This window comes from Vibrio cidicii (assembly GCF_009665415.1).
GTDB lineage: Bacteria > Pseudomonadota > Gammaproteobacteria > Enterobacterales > Vibrionaceae > Vibrio > Vibrio cidicii.
The window spans coordinates 162,600-180,445 of the sequence record NZ_CP035922.1; the positions used below are offsets into that span (position 1 = coordinate 162,600).

16 protein-coding genes are annotated in these 17,846 nt (G+C 49.6%); 11 read left to right on the forward strand and 5 right to left on the reverse strand.

The features are described from left to right. Positions 1-116 precede the first annotated feature (116 nt). From EWA64_RS16280 to EWA64_RS16310, 7 genes are read left to right on the forward strand one after another with little or no spacing between them, the layout of a single operon-like run. Positions 117-770, forward strand: coding sequence for a hypothetical protein (locus EWA64_RS16280; RefSeq protein WP_061895506.1), 654 nt, complete (start codon positions 117-119; stop codon positions 768-770). Positions 771-780: 10 nt separating this feature from the next. Continuing rightward, complete coding sequence (locus EWA64_RS16285; protein ID WP_061895472.1) at positions 781-1,479, forward strand: ABC transporter ATP-binding protein; 699 nt, start codon at positions 781-783, stop codon at positions 1,477-1,479. Then, positions 1,467-2,732 carry an ABC transporter permease gene (locus EWA64_RS16290; protein WP_061895471.1) on the forward strand — a complete coding sequence of 422 codons (1,266 nt, stop codon included), beginning with the start codon at positions 1,467-1,469 and terminating at the stop codon, positions 2,730-2,732. Before EWA64_RS16285 ends, EWA64_RS16290 begins: the two co-directional genes overlap by 13 nt. Continuing rightward, positions 2,725-3,507: an outer membrane lipoprotein-sorting protein gene (locus tag EWA64_RS16295; RefSeq protein ID WP_061895470.1), complete on the forward strand. Its 783-nt coding sequence runs from the start codon at positions 2,725-2,727 to the stop codon at positions 3,505-3,507. Before EWA64_RS16290 ends, EWA64_RS16295 begins: the two co-directional genes overlap by 8 nt. Continuing rightward, positions 3,501-4,829: a hypothetical protein gene (locus tag EWA64_RS16300; RefSeq protein WP_061895469.1), complete on the forward strand. Its 1,329-nt coding sequence runs from the start codon at positions 3,501-3,503 to the stop codon at positions 4,827-4,829. Before EWA64_RS16295 ends, EWA64_RS16300 begins: the two co-directional genes overlap by 7 nt. Then, positions 4,829-5,866 (forward strand): sensor histidine kinase, encoded by a 1,038-nt coding sequence (locus EWA64_RS16305; RefSeq protein WP_061895468.1) that lies wholly within the window; start codon positions 4,829-4,831, stop codon positions 5,864-5,866. The genes EWA64_RS16300 and EWA64_RS16305 overlap by 1 nt, the downstream gene beginning before the upstream one ends. Positions 5,867-5,876: 10 nt before the next feature. Further along, on the forward strand, positions 5,877-6,674 hold the full coding sequence (locus EWA64_RS16310; RefSeq protein ID WP_061895467.1) for a LytR/AlgR family response regulator transcription factor: 798 nt from the start codon (positions 5,877-5,879) through the stop codon (positions 6,672-6,674). A gap of 65 nt (positions 6,675-6,739) precedes the next feature. On the opposite strand, the gene EWA64_RS16315 is transcribed toward EWA64_RS16310, so the two are convergent. Continuing rightward, a complete protein-coding gene (locus EWA64_RS16315) occupies positions 6,740-8,401 on the reverse strand; it encodes a methyl-accepting chemotaxis protein (RefSeq protein ID WP_061895466.1) in 1,662 nt (553 codons plus the stop codon). Between the two features lie 793 nt (positions 8,402-9,194). On the opposite strand from EWA64_RS16315, the gene gltS (EWA64_RS16320) reads away from it, so the two are divergent. The 3 genes from gltS (EWA64_RS16320) (at position 9,195) to EWA64_RS16330 (ending at position 12,860) form a co-directional block, all read left to right on the forward strand. Beyond that, a complete protein-coding gene (gltS, locus tag EWA64_RS16320) occupies positions 9,195-10,421 on the forward strand; it encodes a sodium/glutamate symporter (protein ID WP_061895465.1) in 1,227 nt (408 codons plus the stop codon). Positions 10,422-10,621: 200 nt separating this feature from the next. Continuing rightward, the gene (gltS, locus tag EWA64_RS16325; protein ID WP_061895505.1) at positions 10,622-11,848 is read left to right on the forward strand and encodes a sodium/glutamate symporter; all 1,227 of its coding nucleotides are present in this window, start codon (positions 10,622-10,624) and stop codon (positions 11,846-11,848) included. Between the two features lie 145 nt (positions 11,849-11,993). Then, entirely contained in the window at positions 11,994-12,860 is an 867-nt protein-coding gene (locus tag EWA64_RS16330; protein ID WP_039441918.1) for a hypothetical protein, read from the forward strand. A gap of 69 nt (positions 12,861-12,929) precedes the next feature. Here EWA64_RS16330 and nagB read toward each other — a convergent pair whose 3' ends face one another. Further along, positions 12,930-13,730 carry a glucosamine-6-phosphate deaminase gene (gene nagB / locus EWA64_RS16335; protein ID WP_039426665.1) on the reverse strand — a complete coding sequence of 267 codons (801 nt, stop codon included), beginning with the start codon at positions 13,728-13,730 and terminating at the stop codon, positions 12,930-12,932. Positions 13,731-14,061: 331 nt separating this feature from the next. On the opposite strand from nagB, the gene EWA64_RS16340 reads away from it, so the two are divergent. Then, positions 14,062-14,313, forward strand: a complete 252-nt coding sequence (locus tag EWA64_RS16340) for a DUF3081 domain-containing protein (RefSeq protein ID WP_039434906.1) — start codon at positions 14,062-14,064, stop codon at positions 14,311-14,313. Positions 14,314-14,406: 93 nt separating this feature from the next. Here the strand turns inward: EWA64_RS16340 and EWA64_RS16345 are convergent, their stop codons facing one another. From EWA64_RS16345 to EWA64_RS16355, 3 genes are read right to left on the reverse strand one after another with little or no spacing between them, the layout of a single operon-like run. Continuing rightward, a complete protein-coding gene (locus EWA64_RS16345; RefSeq protein WP_061895464.1) occupies positions 14,407-16,410 on the reverse strand; it encodes a flavohemoglobin expression-modulating QEGLA motif protein in 2,004 nt (667 codons plus the stop codon). After that, complete coding sequence (gene gshB / locus EWA64_RS16350; RefSeq protein ID WP_045571394.1) at positions 16,391-17,431, reverse strand: glutathione synthase; 1,041 nt, start codon at positions 17,429-17,431, stop codon at positions 16,391-16,393. Before gshB ends, EWA64_RS16345 begins: the two co-directional genes overlap by 20 nt. Further along, complete coding sequence (locus EWA64_RS16355) at positions 17,431-17,790, reverse strand: MaoP family protein (protein ID WP_061895463.1); 360 nt, start codon at positions 17,788-17,790, stop codon at positions 17,431-17,433. Before EWA64_RS16355 ends, gshB begins: the two co-directional genes overlap by 1 nt. Between the last annotated feature and the right edge of the window lie 56 nt (positions 17,791-17,846).

Below are 17,846 nucleotides of genomic sequence, written 5' to 3' on the forward strand. Positions count from 1 at the left end.
TATCCTCTCTGTTGACCGTTTATCGCGCCTCGATGCGTTTGGTCGCATGCTCCTGCAAGCGGGAAATGGGGCCGATATGCTGACATCATCAAACCAACAGAAGGATAACGGTGATGATGTTGCTAAAGAAAAAAACGCTGCTCTCTGGTCTCTTAGTTGTGACGTCGCTATGGACAGTGCCGGTGCTTGCCAACCCCGATCAAGCGTTAATCAACCAGTATAATCTTGCCGCACAAGGTGAAGCGCCACTGGTCGACTCGGTTTTCGGTCAACTGAACCGCTTGATTGAGAAAGAAGGCGCGACGCCTTTGTCTCTGGTTTACCTTGGCAGCACGCAAACCTTGCAAGGTCGAGATGCCTTCTTGCCGTGGAATAAAATGAAGTTCACCGAGCAGGGGCTTTCGACCATTAATAAAGGCTTGGCGCTGCTGCACACTTTACCTTCCTCTCTCGAAAAGCAAGAACGAATTCAGGGCTTGCCAGAAAGCTATCTAGCACGTGCGATGGCGGCTGCCACCTTTACAGCGCTGCCCGACATGTTTAATCACTTTGAGCGTGGCTACGATTTGTATCTCAACTTGCTTGATGAACCGGGCTTCGTTGAGCAGCCGTTTGCAGCCACTTCATGGATTTACCGCTACGCGGTGCAGGCGGCATTGCGAGCGGAAGACATTAAACAAGCGAAAGCATGGCTCAGTGAGATGGAACAGCGCGACAAAGCCAATTTAGACACCCAATCGGCATTGGCGCAAGTCGCTGCCAAAGGGTAGGGGAAGCAAGATGATTGAATTTAGCCAACTTGAGCGCCACTACCTTTTAGGGAGTCAAAGTGTTCCCGCACTGCGTGGCGTGAGCGGGTATATCGCACAAGGGGAAATGGTTGCGTTATGCGGCCCATCTGGTTCGGGCAAAAGTACCTTACTCAATGTGCTTGGCATGCTGGATGCTCAATATCAAGGTCAGGTAACGTTTGCTGGCCAACCTTACCCGAACGGACAAATGCAGGCTGCGAAAATGCGCCGTGAAAAGCTGGGGTTTATATTCCAAAAATTCAACTTGGTGCCAGTGATGACGGCTTTAGAGAACGTCGCTTATCCGCTGCATCTCAACGGTTTTTCAAAAACAGAGCAAACCGAACTTGCCTCACAAATGCTGGAACATGTGGGGCTGGGTGAATTTATCCGTCACATGCCCGATAACTTGTCTGGCGGTCAGCAGCAACGGGTAGCGATTGCTCGCGCTTTGGTTCACAAACCTGCATTAGTAATTGCCGACGAGCCAACAGCAAGCCTCGATAGCCAAACCGCAAACAAAGTCATCGATATCATGAAAGAGCTCGGGCACGAGTTTGGTACCACCTTTATTGTCGCCACTCACGATCCTCGCATGGCATCACGCTGTGATCGCACCATCGAGCTGGTGGACGGCAAAATCATCCAAACGCACGCCAGAATGGAGGAGGTTTCATGGGCAAGTTGATCGCACGCTGTTTGCCTGATTCGCTACGTATTGCGTTGCTCAATTTGCAGCGTAATCGTCGTCGCAGCGCACTCTCAGCCAGCATTATCGCCATCGCGGTGTTTGCGCTAGGCAGTGCGGGCGGTTTTGGCCTGTACACCTATGACAGTCTCAAAGAGTCAACCGCTAGAGATACCGGTCATTTGACCATCAGTACCCCTGGCTACTTCGAGAAAGAAGAAGAGATGCCGCTGAGCAACGGTTTAAGCAATGCCGACTCTTTGATGCGCGATCTGATGGGGCTGGAAGCGGTCCGTGGCGTGCAGCCGCGCATCGACTTTACCGGACTGGTGTCGAACGGCAGCAAGTCGACCATTTTTGCTGGTATTGGCGTTAATGAGCGCGAGTTTGATATGAAAGGGCCGTTTTTGGATGTGCGCCAAGGGAAAACCTTGTCTGATCCAAGCTCTGTACGCTATGACCCGGGCGAACCGGAAGTGATGTTGGCGACCGATCTGGCGCGCAACTTACACGTCAGTGTCGGGGATTGGGTGACATTGCTGGCCACCACCACCGATGGTGCGCTCAACGCGTACGATTTCAAAGTTCGCGGCATCTACTCAACTGGTGTACCTGAGCTGGATAAACGTCAGTTGTATCTACACATTGACAGCGCGCAATCTCTGCTGGGCAGCGACAAAGTAAGCACTCTCTCCGTGTTTCTGTTTGAGACGGCGAAAACCGAGCAAGTCGGGCAAATGTTGACCAAACGCCTCGCCAGCCAAGAACAAGCATTGCAGATCTCCCCTTGGCAAGAGCGAGCGTTTTTCTACCTCAAAGTGAAAGATCTTTATGATCGCATTTTCGGCATCATGGGCGCGGTGATGGCGCTGGTGGTGTTTGTCGCACTATTTAATACCATGACCATGTCGGTGACCGAACGCACGCGGGAAATTGGCACCTTGTCGGCACTGGGCAGCTATCCCAATGAAATTATTGGTGGCTTTTTACGTGAAGCGGGATTAATCGGTCTGATTGGCAGTGTGGTCGGCGCGTTGGCTTGCGCTGCGCTTTGTGCTCTTTTGATGGTGGTGGATGTGCAAATGCCGCCTCCGCCGGGGCGTACCGATGGCTACCCGCTCTCCATCTACTTCTCTTGGCCGCTGGTGTTGAGTGCAACACTCGGCGTGGTGGGGATCTGTCTCCTTGCCGCTTACCTTTCTGCCCGCAAAGGGGTGAAAAAACCGATCACGGAGGCGCTAATTTATGTCTAATTTCACCGTATTTTCATCGCGAATTTTGCTCGGCCTAGCGCTTGTTGCCCCAACCAGTATGGCCGCCACCGCGCCATCGCCTGAACAAGTGGCGCAAATGCTTCAGCGCGCCGACGACTATCGACTGAAAGAGGAGGCAGCGCGAGTGATTTCACTGGTCAGTCTCTATCAAGCGGGGGAACTGGATAAAACCCGCGAGTATCACGTATACACTCGTTCTAACCGCGAATCTCTGGTGATCTTCAAATCGGCGGTGGAAGCGGGGCAGAAGCTGCTGATGCTACAAGATAACTACTGGTTGCAAATGCCGAAAAGCCGTCGCCCGATCCGCATTACGCCGATGCAAAAGCTGCTTGGCGAAGCCTCGGTAGGCGACATTTCGACCCTGACTTGGAGTGACGATTATCAAGGCCAGTGGCAAGCGCAAGAGACACTCACTTTGCCTGAGGGCCAATCGCTGAATACGCACAAGTTGGCCTTAACCGCGCTCACCAGCGGCGCCAGCTATCAGCATATCGACCTTTGGATCGCGCAAAAGGATGATTTTCCCATCAAAGCGGATCTCTATCTGCGTTCCGGGAAGCTCGCCAAGCAAGCATGGTTTGAGCGTGGCGATCGGCAAGGAGCTAGCCGCGTTGTCTCAATGACCTTACTTGACAGTATTCAGCCCGCGAAAAAAACCGTGATTGAGTATCAAGATATTCAGCCATGGGCTTTGGAGGATAAGTTTTACAACCCGAGCTACCTCATCAAAGCGGATGTCAGCCAATGGTAACTTTGATGCACAAACAGGCGTCAATGTGCTGGTCTCGTGCTTGGTTTGCTCTTGCGCTGCTCAGTTGCGCTACGCCGAGTGTTGCAGGGTTAAGAACGGCTTGGGATTGGGCACTCAGTTACGAAACGGCGAAGCCGCGTGAGAGCGCTTTTGTTGCGGCGCAAACGAGTCATCGCGCTGCTGTTAACGGCATGTTGGATTTGCAGCTTGATTATGCCAGTGAGTACGGTACTTGGACTTCGCTTTGGACGCTCTACAGTGAGGGTTTGTATCTTGATGATGGCCATCAATCCGCATGGTGGCAGGAGCGAGATTCGGATCTGATTGTTCGTGAGCTTGCTTGGCAAGGTGAATGGACGATTTATGGGTTACCACTGGATGTTAGTGTCGGCAAATTGCGCCTTGATTGGGGTGTCGGTTATGGCTATCGGCCACTGGATCTGTTTCGTCCTTATCGGCAAAACCCGATCAGCTTGGTGGCCGAAGAGGGCACGGGCGTAGTGTCGTTGTCGCATTTTGACTTAGACGGAGAATGGACTTGGCTGGTGACGGATTCGAGCTGGACACATGCCAGACAAACGGCGCTGGATAATGCCAGCGAGCAGCGTGGTTCCGGTCTCCGCCGTTACTGGTTAAATGAGCAAAGTGAGTATCAATGGATTGGTTACTACGATGACGTACGCCGCGGGCTGCTTGCAGCCAGTTTGCGCTCCGTGTGGTCGGATTCTCTGGCTTGGCACGTCTCTACCGTCTGGCAGCGGCAAAGCGTCGGCTATCAGTTCCCGCCGACGACTTATACAGCGCCGTACGTTGCAGAGCAAGGCCATGCGCTACAGGCGTTGGTGGGGCTGAATTGGGCCAGCCAAGACGGCCATAATCTGATTGGTGAATACTGGTACGACAGTCGATCTTGGTCGCATGATGAGTGGCAACAGGCCCTTGAGCGAGCAGAAAGCTTCAAGACGGCTGCACAAACGGCCGGATTGGCTGCTAGCTATCAGCAAGGCTTTCAACATGCCAACTTAGTACAACATAACCTGATGCTGCATTGGAGTTGGGATCTGCAAGCTTGGATGATGTGGAACGGTCTCACCGGGCCAGCCTGGCTTTCGGATATCACGCCAACGTTGGATCTGCTTTTCTCGCCGCAAGATGGCGGGGTAATTGCCACTCAGTGGCTACGTTATCAGTGGCTCGACACGGGCACGCAAAGCGTTGAAGTGGAATTTGCCGCACGCTTTTTGACGGGGAATGGGGATTCTGTATACGCCCATCTCCCCGACCAGCATATGATGGTTTTTAATCTCAAAGGGAGGTTTTAATGTTTCTCGCTAATGTTGCTAATGAAAACAGTTGGCAGAAAAGTTTCATCGTGACATCGCTTTTCTGCCTGTTCGTCTCGCTGTTGACGCTGTCTGTGTGGGGCGGGCCTTACTATATCCATCTGTTCATCAGTTTAGGGTTTGGTTATTCAGCGCTGTTTTTTTCTTGGCTGATTGTACATCTGTTCCCAGAGGTGCCTCGCCGGGCGGAAGTATTGCTCTCACTCACCGCTTGCTTGCTGTTTGGTATTCTCAATGCCCGTTTTTGGGTGAGTGACTACATGGGCATGTCAGATATGGTGCCCGTTGGCTTGATGGGGTTACTTTTCAGTGGCATGTGTTATTTTTATTTTCACTCTAAAGAGCAGCAAATGAGAGCGCTGCATGAGCTAGAAGTGATCAAAAGAGAAAAAGCGGAGCAAGAACAAGCGCTATTACTTAGCCAGCTCAAACAAATGCAGAGCCAAATTGAGCCGCATTTCCTTTTCAATACGCTGGCTAATATCAGCGCTTTAATGTCGCAAGACATCGACAAAGCGCGGCTGATGCTGGAAAGTTTAACCGCCATGATGCGGGCGACGCTGAGTAATTGCCGTGAAGAACACACCACGATTGCCGATGAAGTCGCGCTGATTGAGGCGTATCTCGCCATCCAACATATCCGTTTGGGCGATCGTCTGCGCTATCGAATCCAGGTAGAACCCGGTTTAGAGCACGTCAGCATTCCGCCGTTGATGCTGCAACCTTTGGTTGAGAACGCTATTTTGCATGGGATTGAACCGCTCAAAATGGGCGGCGAGATTGAGGTGACGATCGACACGTTCGATCAGACATTACAGATTTGCGTAAAAGACACCGGGGCAGGGCTCGGTTCAAGTTCGACGCATGTGGGTTCCGGTGTCGGATTGAATAACCTTAAGCAACGAGTAGAGACTTTGTTTGCTGGGCGTGGTCAGGTCAGCATCGTTGAGAACAAGCCGCAAGGTGTGATTGTACGCTTGAGCTGGCCGTTAGCGTTGACAGAGAAAAAAGAGTAGGAATAGCAAGATGCAACAAAGCTATCGCGCGATCATCGTGGATGATGAGCCGCTGCTGCGACACCATTTGAACAAAAGCCTCGCCGATGTATGGCCAACGCTGGAGATAGTCGCATTGGCTGACGATGGTGAACAAGCGCTGCACGCCATTGAGCAGCATCAGCCGGACGTGGTGTTTCTCGACATTCGCATGCCAGTGATGGATGGGTTACAAGTGGCGAAGCAGCTACACGGCAAACAAGGTGCGCCGCTGGTGGTGTTTATCACCGCGTACGATGATTACGCAATTCGCGCTTTTGAACAAAATGCCGTGGATTATCTCCTCAAGCCAATTTCGGCGGCGAGATTGCAAAAGAGTTGTCAGCGGGTTGAGCAGCGTTTGCATGAGCGCGCAGGGCAAACGCAAAGTGATCCCTCACTATCTGCCTTGTTGAATCAGTTGCAACAACTTTCGACACCATTACGCACACCACAGTATTTGCAGTGGATCAAGGCGCAACTGGCCGAAGAGATCCATCTGATTGCGGTTTCGGATGTGCTCTATTTCAAAGCGGAAGAGAAGTACGTCTCCGTTTTTGCCGCGCAAGGGAGGGAGGCGATGCAAGAGTATTTGATTCGCACTTCGTTAAAAGAGTTGCTGGCGCAGCTCGACCCAGAGCAGTTCTGGCAAATCCATCGTTCTTGCGTGGTGCAGGTGAGTAAAATTGAAAAGGTGAAGAAGAACTTCAGCGGACATATGTTTGTGCATATCGGCAAAACGCAACTGCCGGTAAGCCGCGCGTCACAAAGTCTGTTTAAAGGGATGTAACTGTGGTGTTTACAGTGTAAATCGGGCAGCCAATCGGCTGCCCGAACTTTACATGCACCGTTAGCTTATACGGTGAATCGACCGACTAAGTCATACAGCTCATGAGCTTTGTGGTTCAAACTCTGGCTGCCCGCTCGGTTTTGGTTCGCCAGATCGGCAGATTGGCTACTTTGATCGGAGATAACCACAATCCGTTGGGAGATTTCCTGTCCAACAATGCTCTGTTCCTCGGTCGCGGTGGCGATAAGCGAGTTCATGTCCATGATTGTGCCAATCGAGGATTTGATCTTAAGCAGCGCTTCTGCAGCCGCATTGGCCTCTTTCACGGTATGCTCCCCACGGGCTTGGCTGGCGTCCATCGCTTTCACTGCTGCATCGGAAGCCGACTTGAGCTGATTAATCATCTGATGGATCTCGCCGGTACTGTCTTGAGTGCGGCTGGCTAATTTGCGCACTTCATCGGCCACTACGGCAAAACCGCGTCCTTGCTCACCAGCACGCGCAGCTTCGATAGCCGCATTCAGCGCCAACAGGTTGGTTTGCTCGGCAATGTCTTGAATCACTTCCAGCGATGATGAGATGTTTTTCACATCATCTTCTAGGCGTGAGATAACCTGATTTGCTTTGGAGACTTCACCTGCGAGATCGCGCACTGAAGAGGCGGCCGAGTTGACGATGGTTTCGGCCTCGTTGGCATTGTCTTCTGCATAGCGAGCGGCTTGCGCTGCTTGATTAGCATTGTTTGATATTTCGGTCGCCGTGGTGGTCATCTCGGTCATTGCCGTGGCCACTTGCTCGGTTTCTTCTCGCTGGCCTGCGGCGATTTCATCAACTTGGGTTGCGCGCCCTGTCATGTTGTTGGTTTCACTGACGACCTCTTGCCCAACTTCACTTACGCGGTGAATGATGTTCTGCAAACTGGCAACAAACTGGTTAAAGTTTTTGCTCAGTTGCGTGAACTCAGGAACGGTGAACGGTTCCATACGCGCGGTTAAATCGGCATCGCCGCTGGCAAACGAGCGAATAGATTGGTCAAACAGCTCCAACGGCCGCATGATGCTACGGTTAACAAACACGGCGAAAATCCCTACCAGTACAGCAATCACAACACAAAAGAGCCCTATGGCAGTGAGTGTGTCTTGCAAAGCTTGATGGGCATTTTCCTTCATCTCGTTAACGGTGGCATCAATGTCGTCCGTGTAAAAACCGGTACCAATCATCAGATCCCATTGTGGAATGTACACCGAGTAACTGAGCTTAGGCAGTGGCGTGTTTTGCCCAGGTTTTGGGAAATAGTAAGTGGTAAATTGCCCCTGTTTGGCGTTTTTTAACAGATCTTTAACCAAGTAGTTGCCTTTCTGATCTTGCAAATTCAGAAAGTTTTCGCCTACTCCTTTATCGCTTTTACCAAGAAAAACCCGTGTACCTTTGGAGTCGTAGCCAAAGATGTAGCCGGAATCACCGTACTGTATCTCTTTTAAAATCGGCAGCGCTTCAGAGAGCGGGGCGTTTTTTTTCAATAATGGTTGAACAGCGGATTCAGCCATTTGTATGTAGTTTTTTAGTTCCTCTTGCTTCATACGCATCATGTTCTGGTGGGTAACACTGAACTGCTGCTCATTAAACGCGACGGTTTTGAGATAGGTAAACCACATCATGCCCAATGCAATAGTGACAACCGGCACTATTGACAAAATGTAGAGTCTTTTTCTTATGGTCAAACTCATTGCTACTTTCCTTGCTTAATCGGCTTATATCGTGACAACTTAGCGTTGATAGATTGGTGTAATAGTTATGTGTTAAGCGTAGCCAAATCTGACTGTTCAGACTGTGAAATCTGAAAGTTTTGTGGCTGAAAAATGAAGTTATTGCTGTAATTTTGCTTTTTGTCATTTTTTTAGCCGCACATTTTAAGCGTTCGGTTGCTTATTGATGGGCTGTAACGCTAGAGACGCTTGCTTCCATTAGCGCGCAAAGGCATCTTTGAGTAATTGGCTAGAAATCTTTCATTTTTATACTGATACTGTTTTATTTTCTGGTGTTTTATCTGGAGTTTTTCTAATTGCATTGGCTGTTTAAGCTAAGTTCGGACATTTTCGTCGAATTATGCTATAGTCTGCGACCTATTGATTTGGTGCGAGAATCCGCATCTCAATGATTCAATGGTTTGGCCGTTGATAGGCTCTGTTTGACCAACTCAATAGCAACGGATTTTGAACGCCAGTACGCGCGTAAGGCCTTTGCACCTCATCGAGGAAAGTGAGTGTGCAATTTGCCGACACTTCTAGGAGCTAGAGATAGCTCCTTTTGCATTTTGGAAGCTTGCTGAGGGTGTTTGAGACATCACCCGATGATCGTTTTCCAGTCTGAGCCTAACCAGATGGCTTGTCTCTGTTGTTGCTAACCATGCGCTGTGGCGAGGTTAGTTCGACGCCTTAAACATATGCAGCACTGACGTTCAAAAGTAACAACAACACTCTGACATCAAGGAAGATAAAGAGTCTGAGATGAAGAGGTTGTATGAATCATCTAATCACAGTCGGGGCGCTGGAATCATTTTTAGTGGCGATTAGCGTCCTGTTTCTCGGCCATTTTATTAATGCAAAATTGCCCGTGTTGCAAAAGTTCAACATTCCAGAACCCATCGTTGGTGGGTTGATTGTGGCTTGTGCTATTACCGCGCTGCACTTTCATGGCGTGGATTTGCAGTTTGATTTGCCCTTGCAAAACACCTTTATGTTGATGTTTTTTGCCACTGTGGGACTGGCGGCGAACTATACGCAGTTGCTCAAAGGTGGTGCAAAAGTGCTGCTCTTCTTAGCTATTGCTTCCGTGTATATCGTGATTCAAAACGGAGTTGGAGTCGCGTTAGCCAGCGTGCTGGGTTTAGAGCCATTGATGGGCCTGATTGCCGGCTCGATTACCCTCTCTGGCGGCCATGGTACGGGCGCGGCGTGGTCGCAAACCTTTACCGATCTGTATGGTATTGAAAATACGCTAGAAATTGCAATGGCGTCAGCGACATTTGGCCTGATTATCGGCGGTTTGATCGGTAGCCCAGTGGCACAGCGTTTGGTCGATAAACATCAGTTAGAGTCGGAATACGGACGCGGTTCGAAAACCCACGAGAAGTTTCCCGAGCTGGTGACCTACAACGAATATGAAGAAGACAAAGTGACCGCCAAGAAGGTGATTGAGAAGCTGTTTTTTCTGCTGATCTGCGTCACTGGTGCTAAATACGTAGAGCAGTGGGTGAGTGCGTATCAAATCAAATGGTTGATGATACCTGATTTCGTCTATGCACTGTTTATTGGCGTGATCATCACCAACTTCTTGGAAGTGAGCAAAATTCGCAAATTGGACGCAGAAACCATCGATATGCTCGGCACGGTATCACTGTCTTTGTTTTTGGCGATGGCGCTGATGAGCCTAAAACTGTGGAACATTTTTGATTTGGCGATTCCATTTCTGCTCATTCTGGCGGTTCAGTCGCTTGTGTTGGCGCTGTTCACTTACTACGTGACGTTTCGGACGATGGGGCGTAATTACGATGCAGCGGTGATGGCCGGAGGGCACTGTGGTTTTGGTTTGGGAGCGACCCCCACTGCGGTGATGAATATGGGCTCGATTGTCAATCGTTTTGGCCCGTCGCCTCAGGCGTTTATGGTAGTACCGATTGTGGGCGCGTTTTTTATCGATATTGTCAATTTACTCATTCTGCAAGGGTTTATCTCGTTTATCAAATAGTGATTCATGTTAAAAATAAGGAGCTTGCGAGCTCCTTTTTTTCTTGCCTGATGATAATTAATTAAAGTTATTTGCCTTAAATTCTCTGTGGGTGAGAATGGAGCGGGCATGATTCAGTGACATTCCTGACGATGGCGGCACACTGCCTGTTTGAAAAATTGTTGTCTGTCTGGACAACAACGAGCAACAAAAGGGGTGTTATGAACAATGTTGTCTCTGTTGGCCCGCTAGCGTCTTTTCTCGTGGCGATCGGTGTGCTGTTTCTTGGTGGCTTGATAAATGGCCGTTTTCCTCTTCTGAAAAAATTCAATATTCCTGAACCTATCGTGGGTGGCTTAGTGATGGCGACGGTCATGACCTTGCTGCACTTTCGTGGTACGACATTCAACTTCGACCTGCCGCTGCAAAAAACCTTAATGCTGATGTTTTTCGCAACGGTTGGTTTGGCGGCAAACTATAGTCAGTTGCTCAAAGGAGGCGTGAAAGTCGTGCTCTTTTTGGCGATCGCCTCGCTCTATATTGTGATTCAAAATGGCATTGGTGTCTCAATGGCAAGCTTGTTGGGGCTCGATCCGCTGATGGGCCTGATTGCAGGGTCGATCACCTTGTCTGGCGGGCATGGTACGGGCGCGGCATGGTCACAAACCCTCACCGAGCTTTATGGCATTGAAAATACACTCGAAATAGCCATGGCATCGGCAACCTTTGGTTTAGTGGTCGGCGGGATCTTAGGCAGCCCTCTTGCGCAGCGCCTGATTGATAAACATCAGTTGGAATCGCATTACGGGCGTGGCCCACAAGCGCATCAACGCTTCCCTGAGCTTGTTACCTACAACCAGTATGAAGAAGACAAAGTGACCGCGCAGAAAGTGATTGAGAGCTTAGCGTTGATTCTGCTATGTGTACTAGGTGCTCGCTATTTGGAGCAGTGGGTCTCTGCCTTAGCTATCCGCTGGCTGATGATCCCCGATTTTGTCTATGCCTTGCTGATTGGCGTCGTGGTCACAAATTTGCTTGAAGTGACCCGAGTGAGAAAATTGGAAGCGGAGACGGTGGATATCATCGGTACCGTCTCATTGTCACTGTTTTTGGCTATGGCGTTGATGAGTTTGAAACTGTGGAATATTTTTGATTTAGCGTTGCCGTTTTTACTCATTCTCACTGTGCAATCTTTCGCCATGGTGCTGTTTGCCTATGGTGTGACGTATCGTTTAATGGGGCGCGGTTATGACAGCGCGGTGATTGCCAGCGGCCATTGTGGGTTTGGCCTCGGCGCGACACCAACGGCAGTGATGAACATGGGGACTATCGTCAATCGTTTTGGCCCGTCTCCACAGGCATTTCTGGTGGTGCCGATTGTTGGTGCTTTTTTTATCGACTTAATGAACATGATCATCTTACAGGGGTTTATTTCCCTGCTTGGCTAAGCCTTTGACTTGGGAGCGTGAGCTCCCTTTTCTTTATAAAACAGCGAACTATCTGATTCAGTCATCTTCTATTACAATGGTTTTGCAACCGTTTGCACCGTTTTGCTGGCGGCATAAAGAGGAAAGGTAAACCGAGGGCAGCATGATGAGCGAAAAAATTTCCACCACGGCATTGGCCAAAATGCGTAACATGGATGCTCCGATGTTGTTTAGCGATCTCAAACGTGCTGGCTACATCAGCCGCGTGGGTGATAAATGGATTTTAACGGAACTCGGCGCGCGTTTTGGCGGAGAGTATGTCGATCACCCTAAGTTCGGTCAATTCATTGTGTGGCCCGCCAATTTACATGTTGAATTGGCCAATACTCAAGGCAAGCTGCTTAGCGCCACCGAACTGGGGGCAGCGTGGCAACTTAATGCGAAAAAAATCAACCAACTGTTGAGTGAGCTGGGTTGGATGTTCAAATCAGAGCAAGGTTGGCAGTTAACCGAATCTGGGATCCGCGCTGGTGGCAAGCAAAGAGGCGATGGTAGCGAGCACCCGTTCTACGTGCTGTGGCACGATTCTCTGCTGCGTCACAAGCGTTTACGTCAATCGGTGGTGGAATTTTTAGGTCAAGATGCACAGACGCAATCCACCGATCGCTCACTGTCGAATTTCCGGCAGAAATTTGAGGCCAAACACCGCACTTTAGATGGCCACTACGTCCGCTCGAAAGGTGAGCTGCTGATTGACAATTGGCTGTACATGGCGGGTGTCGTGCACGCTTATGAAAGACAGCTGCCGATAGAAGAAGAGGTGATGAGCGATTTCTACTTGCCCGCAGGCAAGGTCTATCTGCAATTTTGGGGTTCAGACAACAGTGTAACGGCAGGCAGTATCAGAGAAAAAACCAGAGCCATCTACCAAGCGCACCATTTTAATCTGATCGAAATTGAGCCTGAAGAGGTGGATAAATTGGATGATGTGTTGCCAGCAAGGCTGCGTCAGTTTGGCATCAAAGCCTACTGAAAAAGAGCCAATAAAAATCCCGCGTTTGATGCGGGATTTTTTTATGAAAATGAAACGTAGCGAGGGCGATTAGAAGCCTTCGATGTTTTTTGCTTCTAGCTCAGAGAAGTATTTTACGGTTTTTACTTTGAGCTCTTGGGTCGATGGTGCGTCACACACAATCACCGATTTCGGATGCAATTGTAGTGCAGACACGGTCCATAAGTGGTTAACACTGCCTTCTACTGCGGCTTCCAGTGCGAGCGCTTTGTTGTGACCCGTTACTAGGATCATGATCTCATGTGAATCGAGCAAGGTGCCTACACCGATGGTCAGTGCGTATTTGGGTACCTGATTGATATCGCCATCGAAGAAACGTGAGTTGGCAATACGCGTGTCTTCGGTCAGAGTTTTGATGCGAGTACGAGATGACAGAGAAGACGCTGGCTCGTTGAAAGCAATATGACCGTCGTTACCCACGCCGCCCATAAACAGATTGATCTTGCCGTAAGACTTGATTTTATCTTCGTAGCGTTGGCATTCGACTTCGTGATCTTCAGCGTTGCCGTTGAGCAGGTTGATGTTTTCTTCCTGGATATCCACGTGATTGAAGAAGTTGTTGTACATGAACGAGCGGTAAGATTCTGGATGCTGTGGATCGAGACCCACGTACTCGTCCATATTGAACGTGACCACATGTTTAAAGCTTACTTCGCCTGCTTTGTACAGCTCGATCAGCGCTTTATAAGTCGCGAGTGGAGTTCCGCCAGTTGGCAGGCCAAGCACAAACGGACGCTCTGCCGTTGGGTTGAAATCATTGATGCGTTTAGCAATGTGCGCCGCTGCCCACTTACCAACTTGTGCCGCGGTTTGTAACGGGATAAGTCTCATTTTTCGCCCCTAGATATTGGAAATTTTGTTATGCTGAAACATTATTTTGCATTATAAAATAAGTTTTCTGGGTCTGCCATTGTTTTAGGTCAAAATTTCACAACTTTTGTTTTTCTAGGTTACATTTCGCCGGGTTAGTGGCGATTTTGTCCATATTGTGACCGACGTACGCTGCTGGCGGGGGAGTAAAATAAGCAGGTTTTCGCTAGGATGAAAGGATAAATTTACCACTTGAATTAAGTGAGCTTTTGATGGGCTTCATGTTTCGCTGTTGGCAAAAGTTTGTGTCGTTAACCATACTTAAAATGTCTCTCTGTTCAGGAGTACCTTTATGAAAAACGAACTCGATCCCACCAAAATTTTGCATGCTTATGAAGTGATTATGGAGCGTGGTACGCCGACGGAGTTCGGAAAAATCTATGAAGGCGTCGAAGCCTTCTCCGATTACGATGGCTACAGTGTCTACATGCGCGGCAATGGTGTTGAGTTGAAAATTGGTTTTCACAACACTTATCATCTTGACTACGATCAGGAACACCTTAAAGAGAGTTTCTTGAAGAAAGTGGCGATGCTGGCGAAATAGCGGGCAGAGTGCGGTTGCCCAAGTCATACGATTCTAAGCTCTACATAGCCTGTGGAGCTTTTTTCTATGGATCGTTTTACGGTTCTGTGGCCGTCAGATTTTTAGGCTGTCAATTAAATAAGTGAGATGTGGCTCTGCCTCGGCGCGCTTATCCATCAACAGGTGAGGCGGTTTGGTTAACCAGCCGCGCGCGACTAGTTCGTCAAGCAGATCGAGATAGCGGTGGCTGCATTTGCCCAGTAAAAGATTATCGAGGCTGCGCTGCTGCTCAAGTTGGCGCATGTGCAAAAAGCCGCTGAGATAGAGGTGATCTTTGGTAAAACCGCCGCCCCGGTAAACGCGCATGGTGGTGGTCCAAGCACTCTCTTGGTGCAACGCCAGTTCCTCACGCAGATATTGGTATGTTTGGTAGAAATTATGCTCTTTGAGCATCGAGTGCACCGCCAGTACTCGCGTGGCTAAGAGTTTCAGCCGCTGGTGGGACATCCAGCCCGCTTTGTATTCGGCCAAGATGGCCAGCCCTTCTTGAGTGGCGGGCGCGCCGGGCAAACCTAAACGAAACAGATTGAGCGGCTGCTTTCTTGCGTTCAGCGTTGTCGCCATATGCACGCCAAGCTCGTGGTGGATTAAACGCTGTACTTCGGCGTGAGAAAAGCCTGCTTTGCCATTGATCAGCAGAGTCGGTGGCTGGGATGTCACCATGGCTTTGGCCGCCAGTGAAGTAGACACAGTGACTTTACACGGCATGTGCCACTGCTCGGCTGCCTGTTGCATTAGCTGCTTGGCCTGCTGTGCGTTGTATTGCTCAATTTCATCCTCTGCCAGTGCTTTGGCGTAAAGAAGAAACTGAGCGTTATTGATCGCGTTGTTATCCGGTTGACCATAGTGGCGCAAAGAGTGATACAGAAACGATTCTTGGCCGACGCTGGTAAGCAGATCGACTTGTTCGCTCAAGCTATTGAGCGTGTCGCTGTAAAGCTGGCGCATGTCTGGATCGGCAATCTCTTCAATCGGTAACCGATAAAGCTGAGATTTAAACTCGTTGGCATGCAGGGGAAGCTGACGGTAACGGTAGTCCGGTTGATAGCGACTCGGTGCGGCTTCAAAACGCTTTTTCTCTGCGCTGAGATTGGTTGGGTTGACGTATTTAAGCGTTTCCAGTTTTTGCGCCAGTTTGTACAGCGCCTTGTCAACGTGCAGAACCGCAGGTTCAATCGATGAGCTGAGCATGTCGGCTTTACCAATGCGATGCTGGCGGTTAAAGTGGCGCTGAAAATAAGCCCCTGTTTGGCTAAAGGCTTGCTTGAGCCCGGTTTGCAATGCTTCCAACACCAGCGGAAATAGAGCTCCGCTCTCTTCCTCCATAAAGACTTTTTTCACTTCGGTTGGCAAAACCAGCGTGCGGTCAAAGTGGGCATTGGTGTGGGAAATCAGATACCCTCGACCTTCAAACACCGCATTGATTGCCGCGCTGGTGGTCATGTTGGGTAGCGTTATCTGCTCAAGCTCAGTGCAGAAACGTTTCACTACCGGGCCCCAACGTTCCATATCTATCTGCGCGGTGCCGATGTTGAATACTGGCGCGTCGGTCTTTTGCCGTTTGTAGTTGTATGAATGGAGATCAAACACCACCACCATCCCGTGCAGAGCTTCTAGCTTGCCAATCAGTGCTTCATAGAGCGTATAGAAGGTGGCGTGTTTGCGATGGCTCTCTTGCCGTTGATGAGCGCTGAGCGCTTTTTGCCACACTTGTCGGCTCCATGCCGATTTATAATAGGTACTGAGCGCCATCGGACGATTGAGATCGTACTCAAAACGAGAGTCCAGACCGATTAACGTAATTGCCTGGGAGGCGATCATTTGATCGGTAAACGGGTCTTCTTCAAAAAAGCGTTCGTCTGAGTTAAGCAAGCACTGTTTGTGCAGTTCGGGTCTTAAACGATGTCCGGCATGAATCGCGGTACAGACCACGGGAAGATATTCATCGATTTTAATGTAACAGCCCGCACCGATTAACTCGCCGTTAAATGGCAATCCTTGCTTGATAAACCCAAGCATCTCTTGCAGGGAGTAAGCATTAGTGTTCGATGTGTGCATTTTGCACGGCGCTGCGAAACGCGCTTTTGCGCTGTTGCAACAGGTCTTTTGAGTTGACGATGTTTTCAACAAAATCAATCACCTGACGCTGAAGCCGCACACGGTTTAATTTGTTGATGCGTGTGATGCCACCGGGGCTGAGTACGTTCACTTCCACCAGCTTGTTACCAATTACATCAAGGCCGGTAAAATAGAGGCCATCGCGAACCAATTTGGGCCCGATTGCCGCGCAAAGGCGTCGCTCCTCTTTGCTTATCACATGCTTAACCACCGAGCCGCCCGCGTGGACATTGGAGCGAAACTCTCCGCTCGCCGGGACGCGGCGCATCGCACCAATCGGCTCTCCGTTTAGCATCAGAATGCGTTTGTCACCCTCTTCAGCACCTTCGATGTAATCTTGCAAAATTACGTAGTTACTCTGTTCCCCTTCGCCAATGTAAAAATCGAGTAGAGAACGAAAGTTTTGCCGCGCGTTTTTCTCAATCACAATCACGCCATGACCGCCAAAGCCATTGAGTGGTTTTAAAATCATCTTCTCGCTGGGCGATTCTTCCAACACGCGCTGAAGGTAATCGCGGTTTTTTGAGACGTGGGTGCTGGGAAGAAACTCGCTTGCCGTTCCGCCCATGCTGGCGGTGTAAAGCTTGTTATTGGCAATGCGCAGCCCTTCCAAGTCATTGATGATCAAGGTGTCATCTTTGATTGAATCGAGAAAGTTTAACGCCAGATTATCCAGTGGCGGATTGGCGCGCATAAAAATAACGTCAAAGCCCGCCATGGGGAGGCGGGCTTTTTGAAACTCAGCTTGGCGATAGAAAGTGGGCACTTTCTCGGAGATTTTTTGGCCCTTTTTCAGGACCTGACAGAAACCGAACACGTTGCTGTCACGAATGGTTAACCCGCTTGTTGTTGTAATGGCAACCGTATGGCCTCTGGACGCGCATTCGTGCACTAAGCGCAACGTGGTGTCCGTTTCCGCACATACCTGCTCCCATGGATACATCAAAAAGCAGATATGCATTAATCTTCCTCGTTTAAGCTTGCGTCCTCTTCCACGTAATCATCCCCTGCGTCTGGCTTATTGCGGCCATTCAAAGTGTGAAAACGCTTGCGACCACGCGCTAAACGAACGTATTTGAGCCAAGTGCGTTCTACTTTGCTGTTGGCATTTTCTGGGTTATCCAGCAGAGTTAGAAAATGCGCTTCTGCTTCGTTTTCTGGTGTCAATGCACCTGTTTCCAGAGCCTGCAAAGTGTCCCCATAAAGTGTTAGGATTTCCTCTTCTGCCAGAGTAAAATCACCGGACTTGGCAAATCCTCTAGGAAACTTTGCGTTATCGTAAAAACGTTTTTTGCCATGACGAATCGTCGTGTCAGACATATCAAACAGCCTCTATAACCGTTATTGATCAACAATGATGATTTACGGCGAAAATT

Bases quoted from the DNA above. Each gene is read 5' to 3' on its own strand.
- EWA64_RS16280 (WP_061895506.1), top strand. From the start codon at position 117: ATGTTGCTAAAGAAAAAAACGCTGCTCTCTGGTCTCTTAGTTGTGACG.
- EWA64_RS16285 (WP_061895472.1), top strand. From the start codon at position 781: ATGATTGAATTTAGCCAACTTGAGCGCCACTACCTTTTAGGGAGTCAA.
- EWA64_RS16290 (WP_061895471.1), top strand. From the start codon at position 1,467: ATGGGCAAGTTGATCGCACGCTGTTTGCCTGATTCGCTACGTATTGCG.
- EWA64_RS16295 (WP_061895470.1), top strand. From the start codon at position 2,725: ATGTCTAATTTCACCGTATTTTCATCGCGAATTTTGCTCGGCCTAGCG.
- EWA64_RS16300 (WP_061895469.1), top strand. From the start codon at position 3,501: ATGGTAACTTTGATGCACAAACAGGCGTCAATGTGCTGGTCTCGTGCT.
- EWA64_RS16305 (WP_061895468.1), top strand. From the start codon at position 4,829: ATGTTTCTCGCTAATGTTGCTAATGAAAACAGTTGGCAGAAAAGTTTC.
- EWA64_RS16310 (WP_061895467.1), top strand. From the start codon at position 5,877: ATGCAACAAAGCTATCGCGCGATCATCGTGGATGATGAGCCGCTGCTG.
- EWA64_RS16315 (WP_061895466.1), bottom strand. From the start codon at position 8,401: ATGAGTTTGACCATAAGAAAAAGACTCTACATTTTGTCAATAGTGCCG.
- gltS (WP_061895465.1), top strand. From the start codon at position 9,195: ATGAATCATCTAATCACAGTCGGGGCGCTGGAATCATTTTTAGTGGCG.
- gltS (WP_061895505.1), top strand. From the start codon at position 10,622: ATGAACAATGTTGTCTCTGTTGGCCCGCTAGCGTCTTTTCTCGTGGCG.
- EWA64_RS16330 (WP_039441918.1), top strand. From the start codon at position 11,994: ATGAGCGAAAAAATTTCCACCACGGCATTGGCCAAAATGCGTAACATG.
- nagB (WP_039426665.1), bottom strand. From the start codon at position 13,730: ATGAGACTTATCCCGTTACAAACCGCGGCACAAGTTGGTAAGTGGGCA.
- EWA64_RS16340 (WP_039434906.1), top strand. From the start codon at position 14,062: ATGAAAAACGAACTCGATCCCACCAAAATTTTGCATGCTTATGAAGTG.
- EWA64_RS16345 (WP_061895464.1), bottom strand. From the start codon at position 16,410: ATGCACACATCGAACACTAATGCTTACTCCCTGCAAGAGATGCTTGGG.
- gshB (WP_045571394.1), bottom strand. From the start codon at position 17,431: ATGCATATCTGCTTTTTGATGTATCCATGGGAGCAGGTATGTGCGGAA.
- EWA64_RS16355 (WP_061895463.1), bottom strand. From the start codon at position 17,790: ATGTCTGACACGACGATTCGTCATGGCAAAAAACGTTTTTACGATAAC.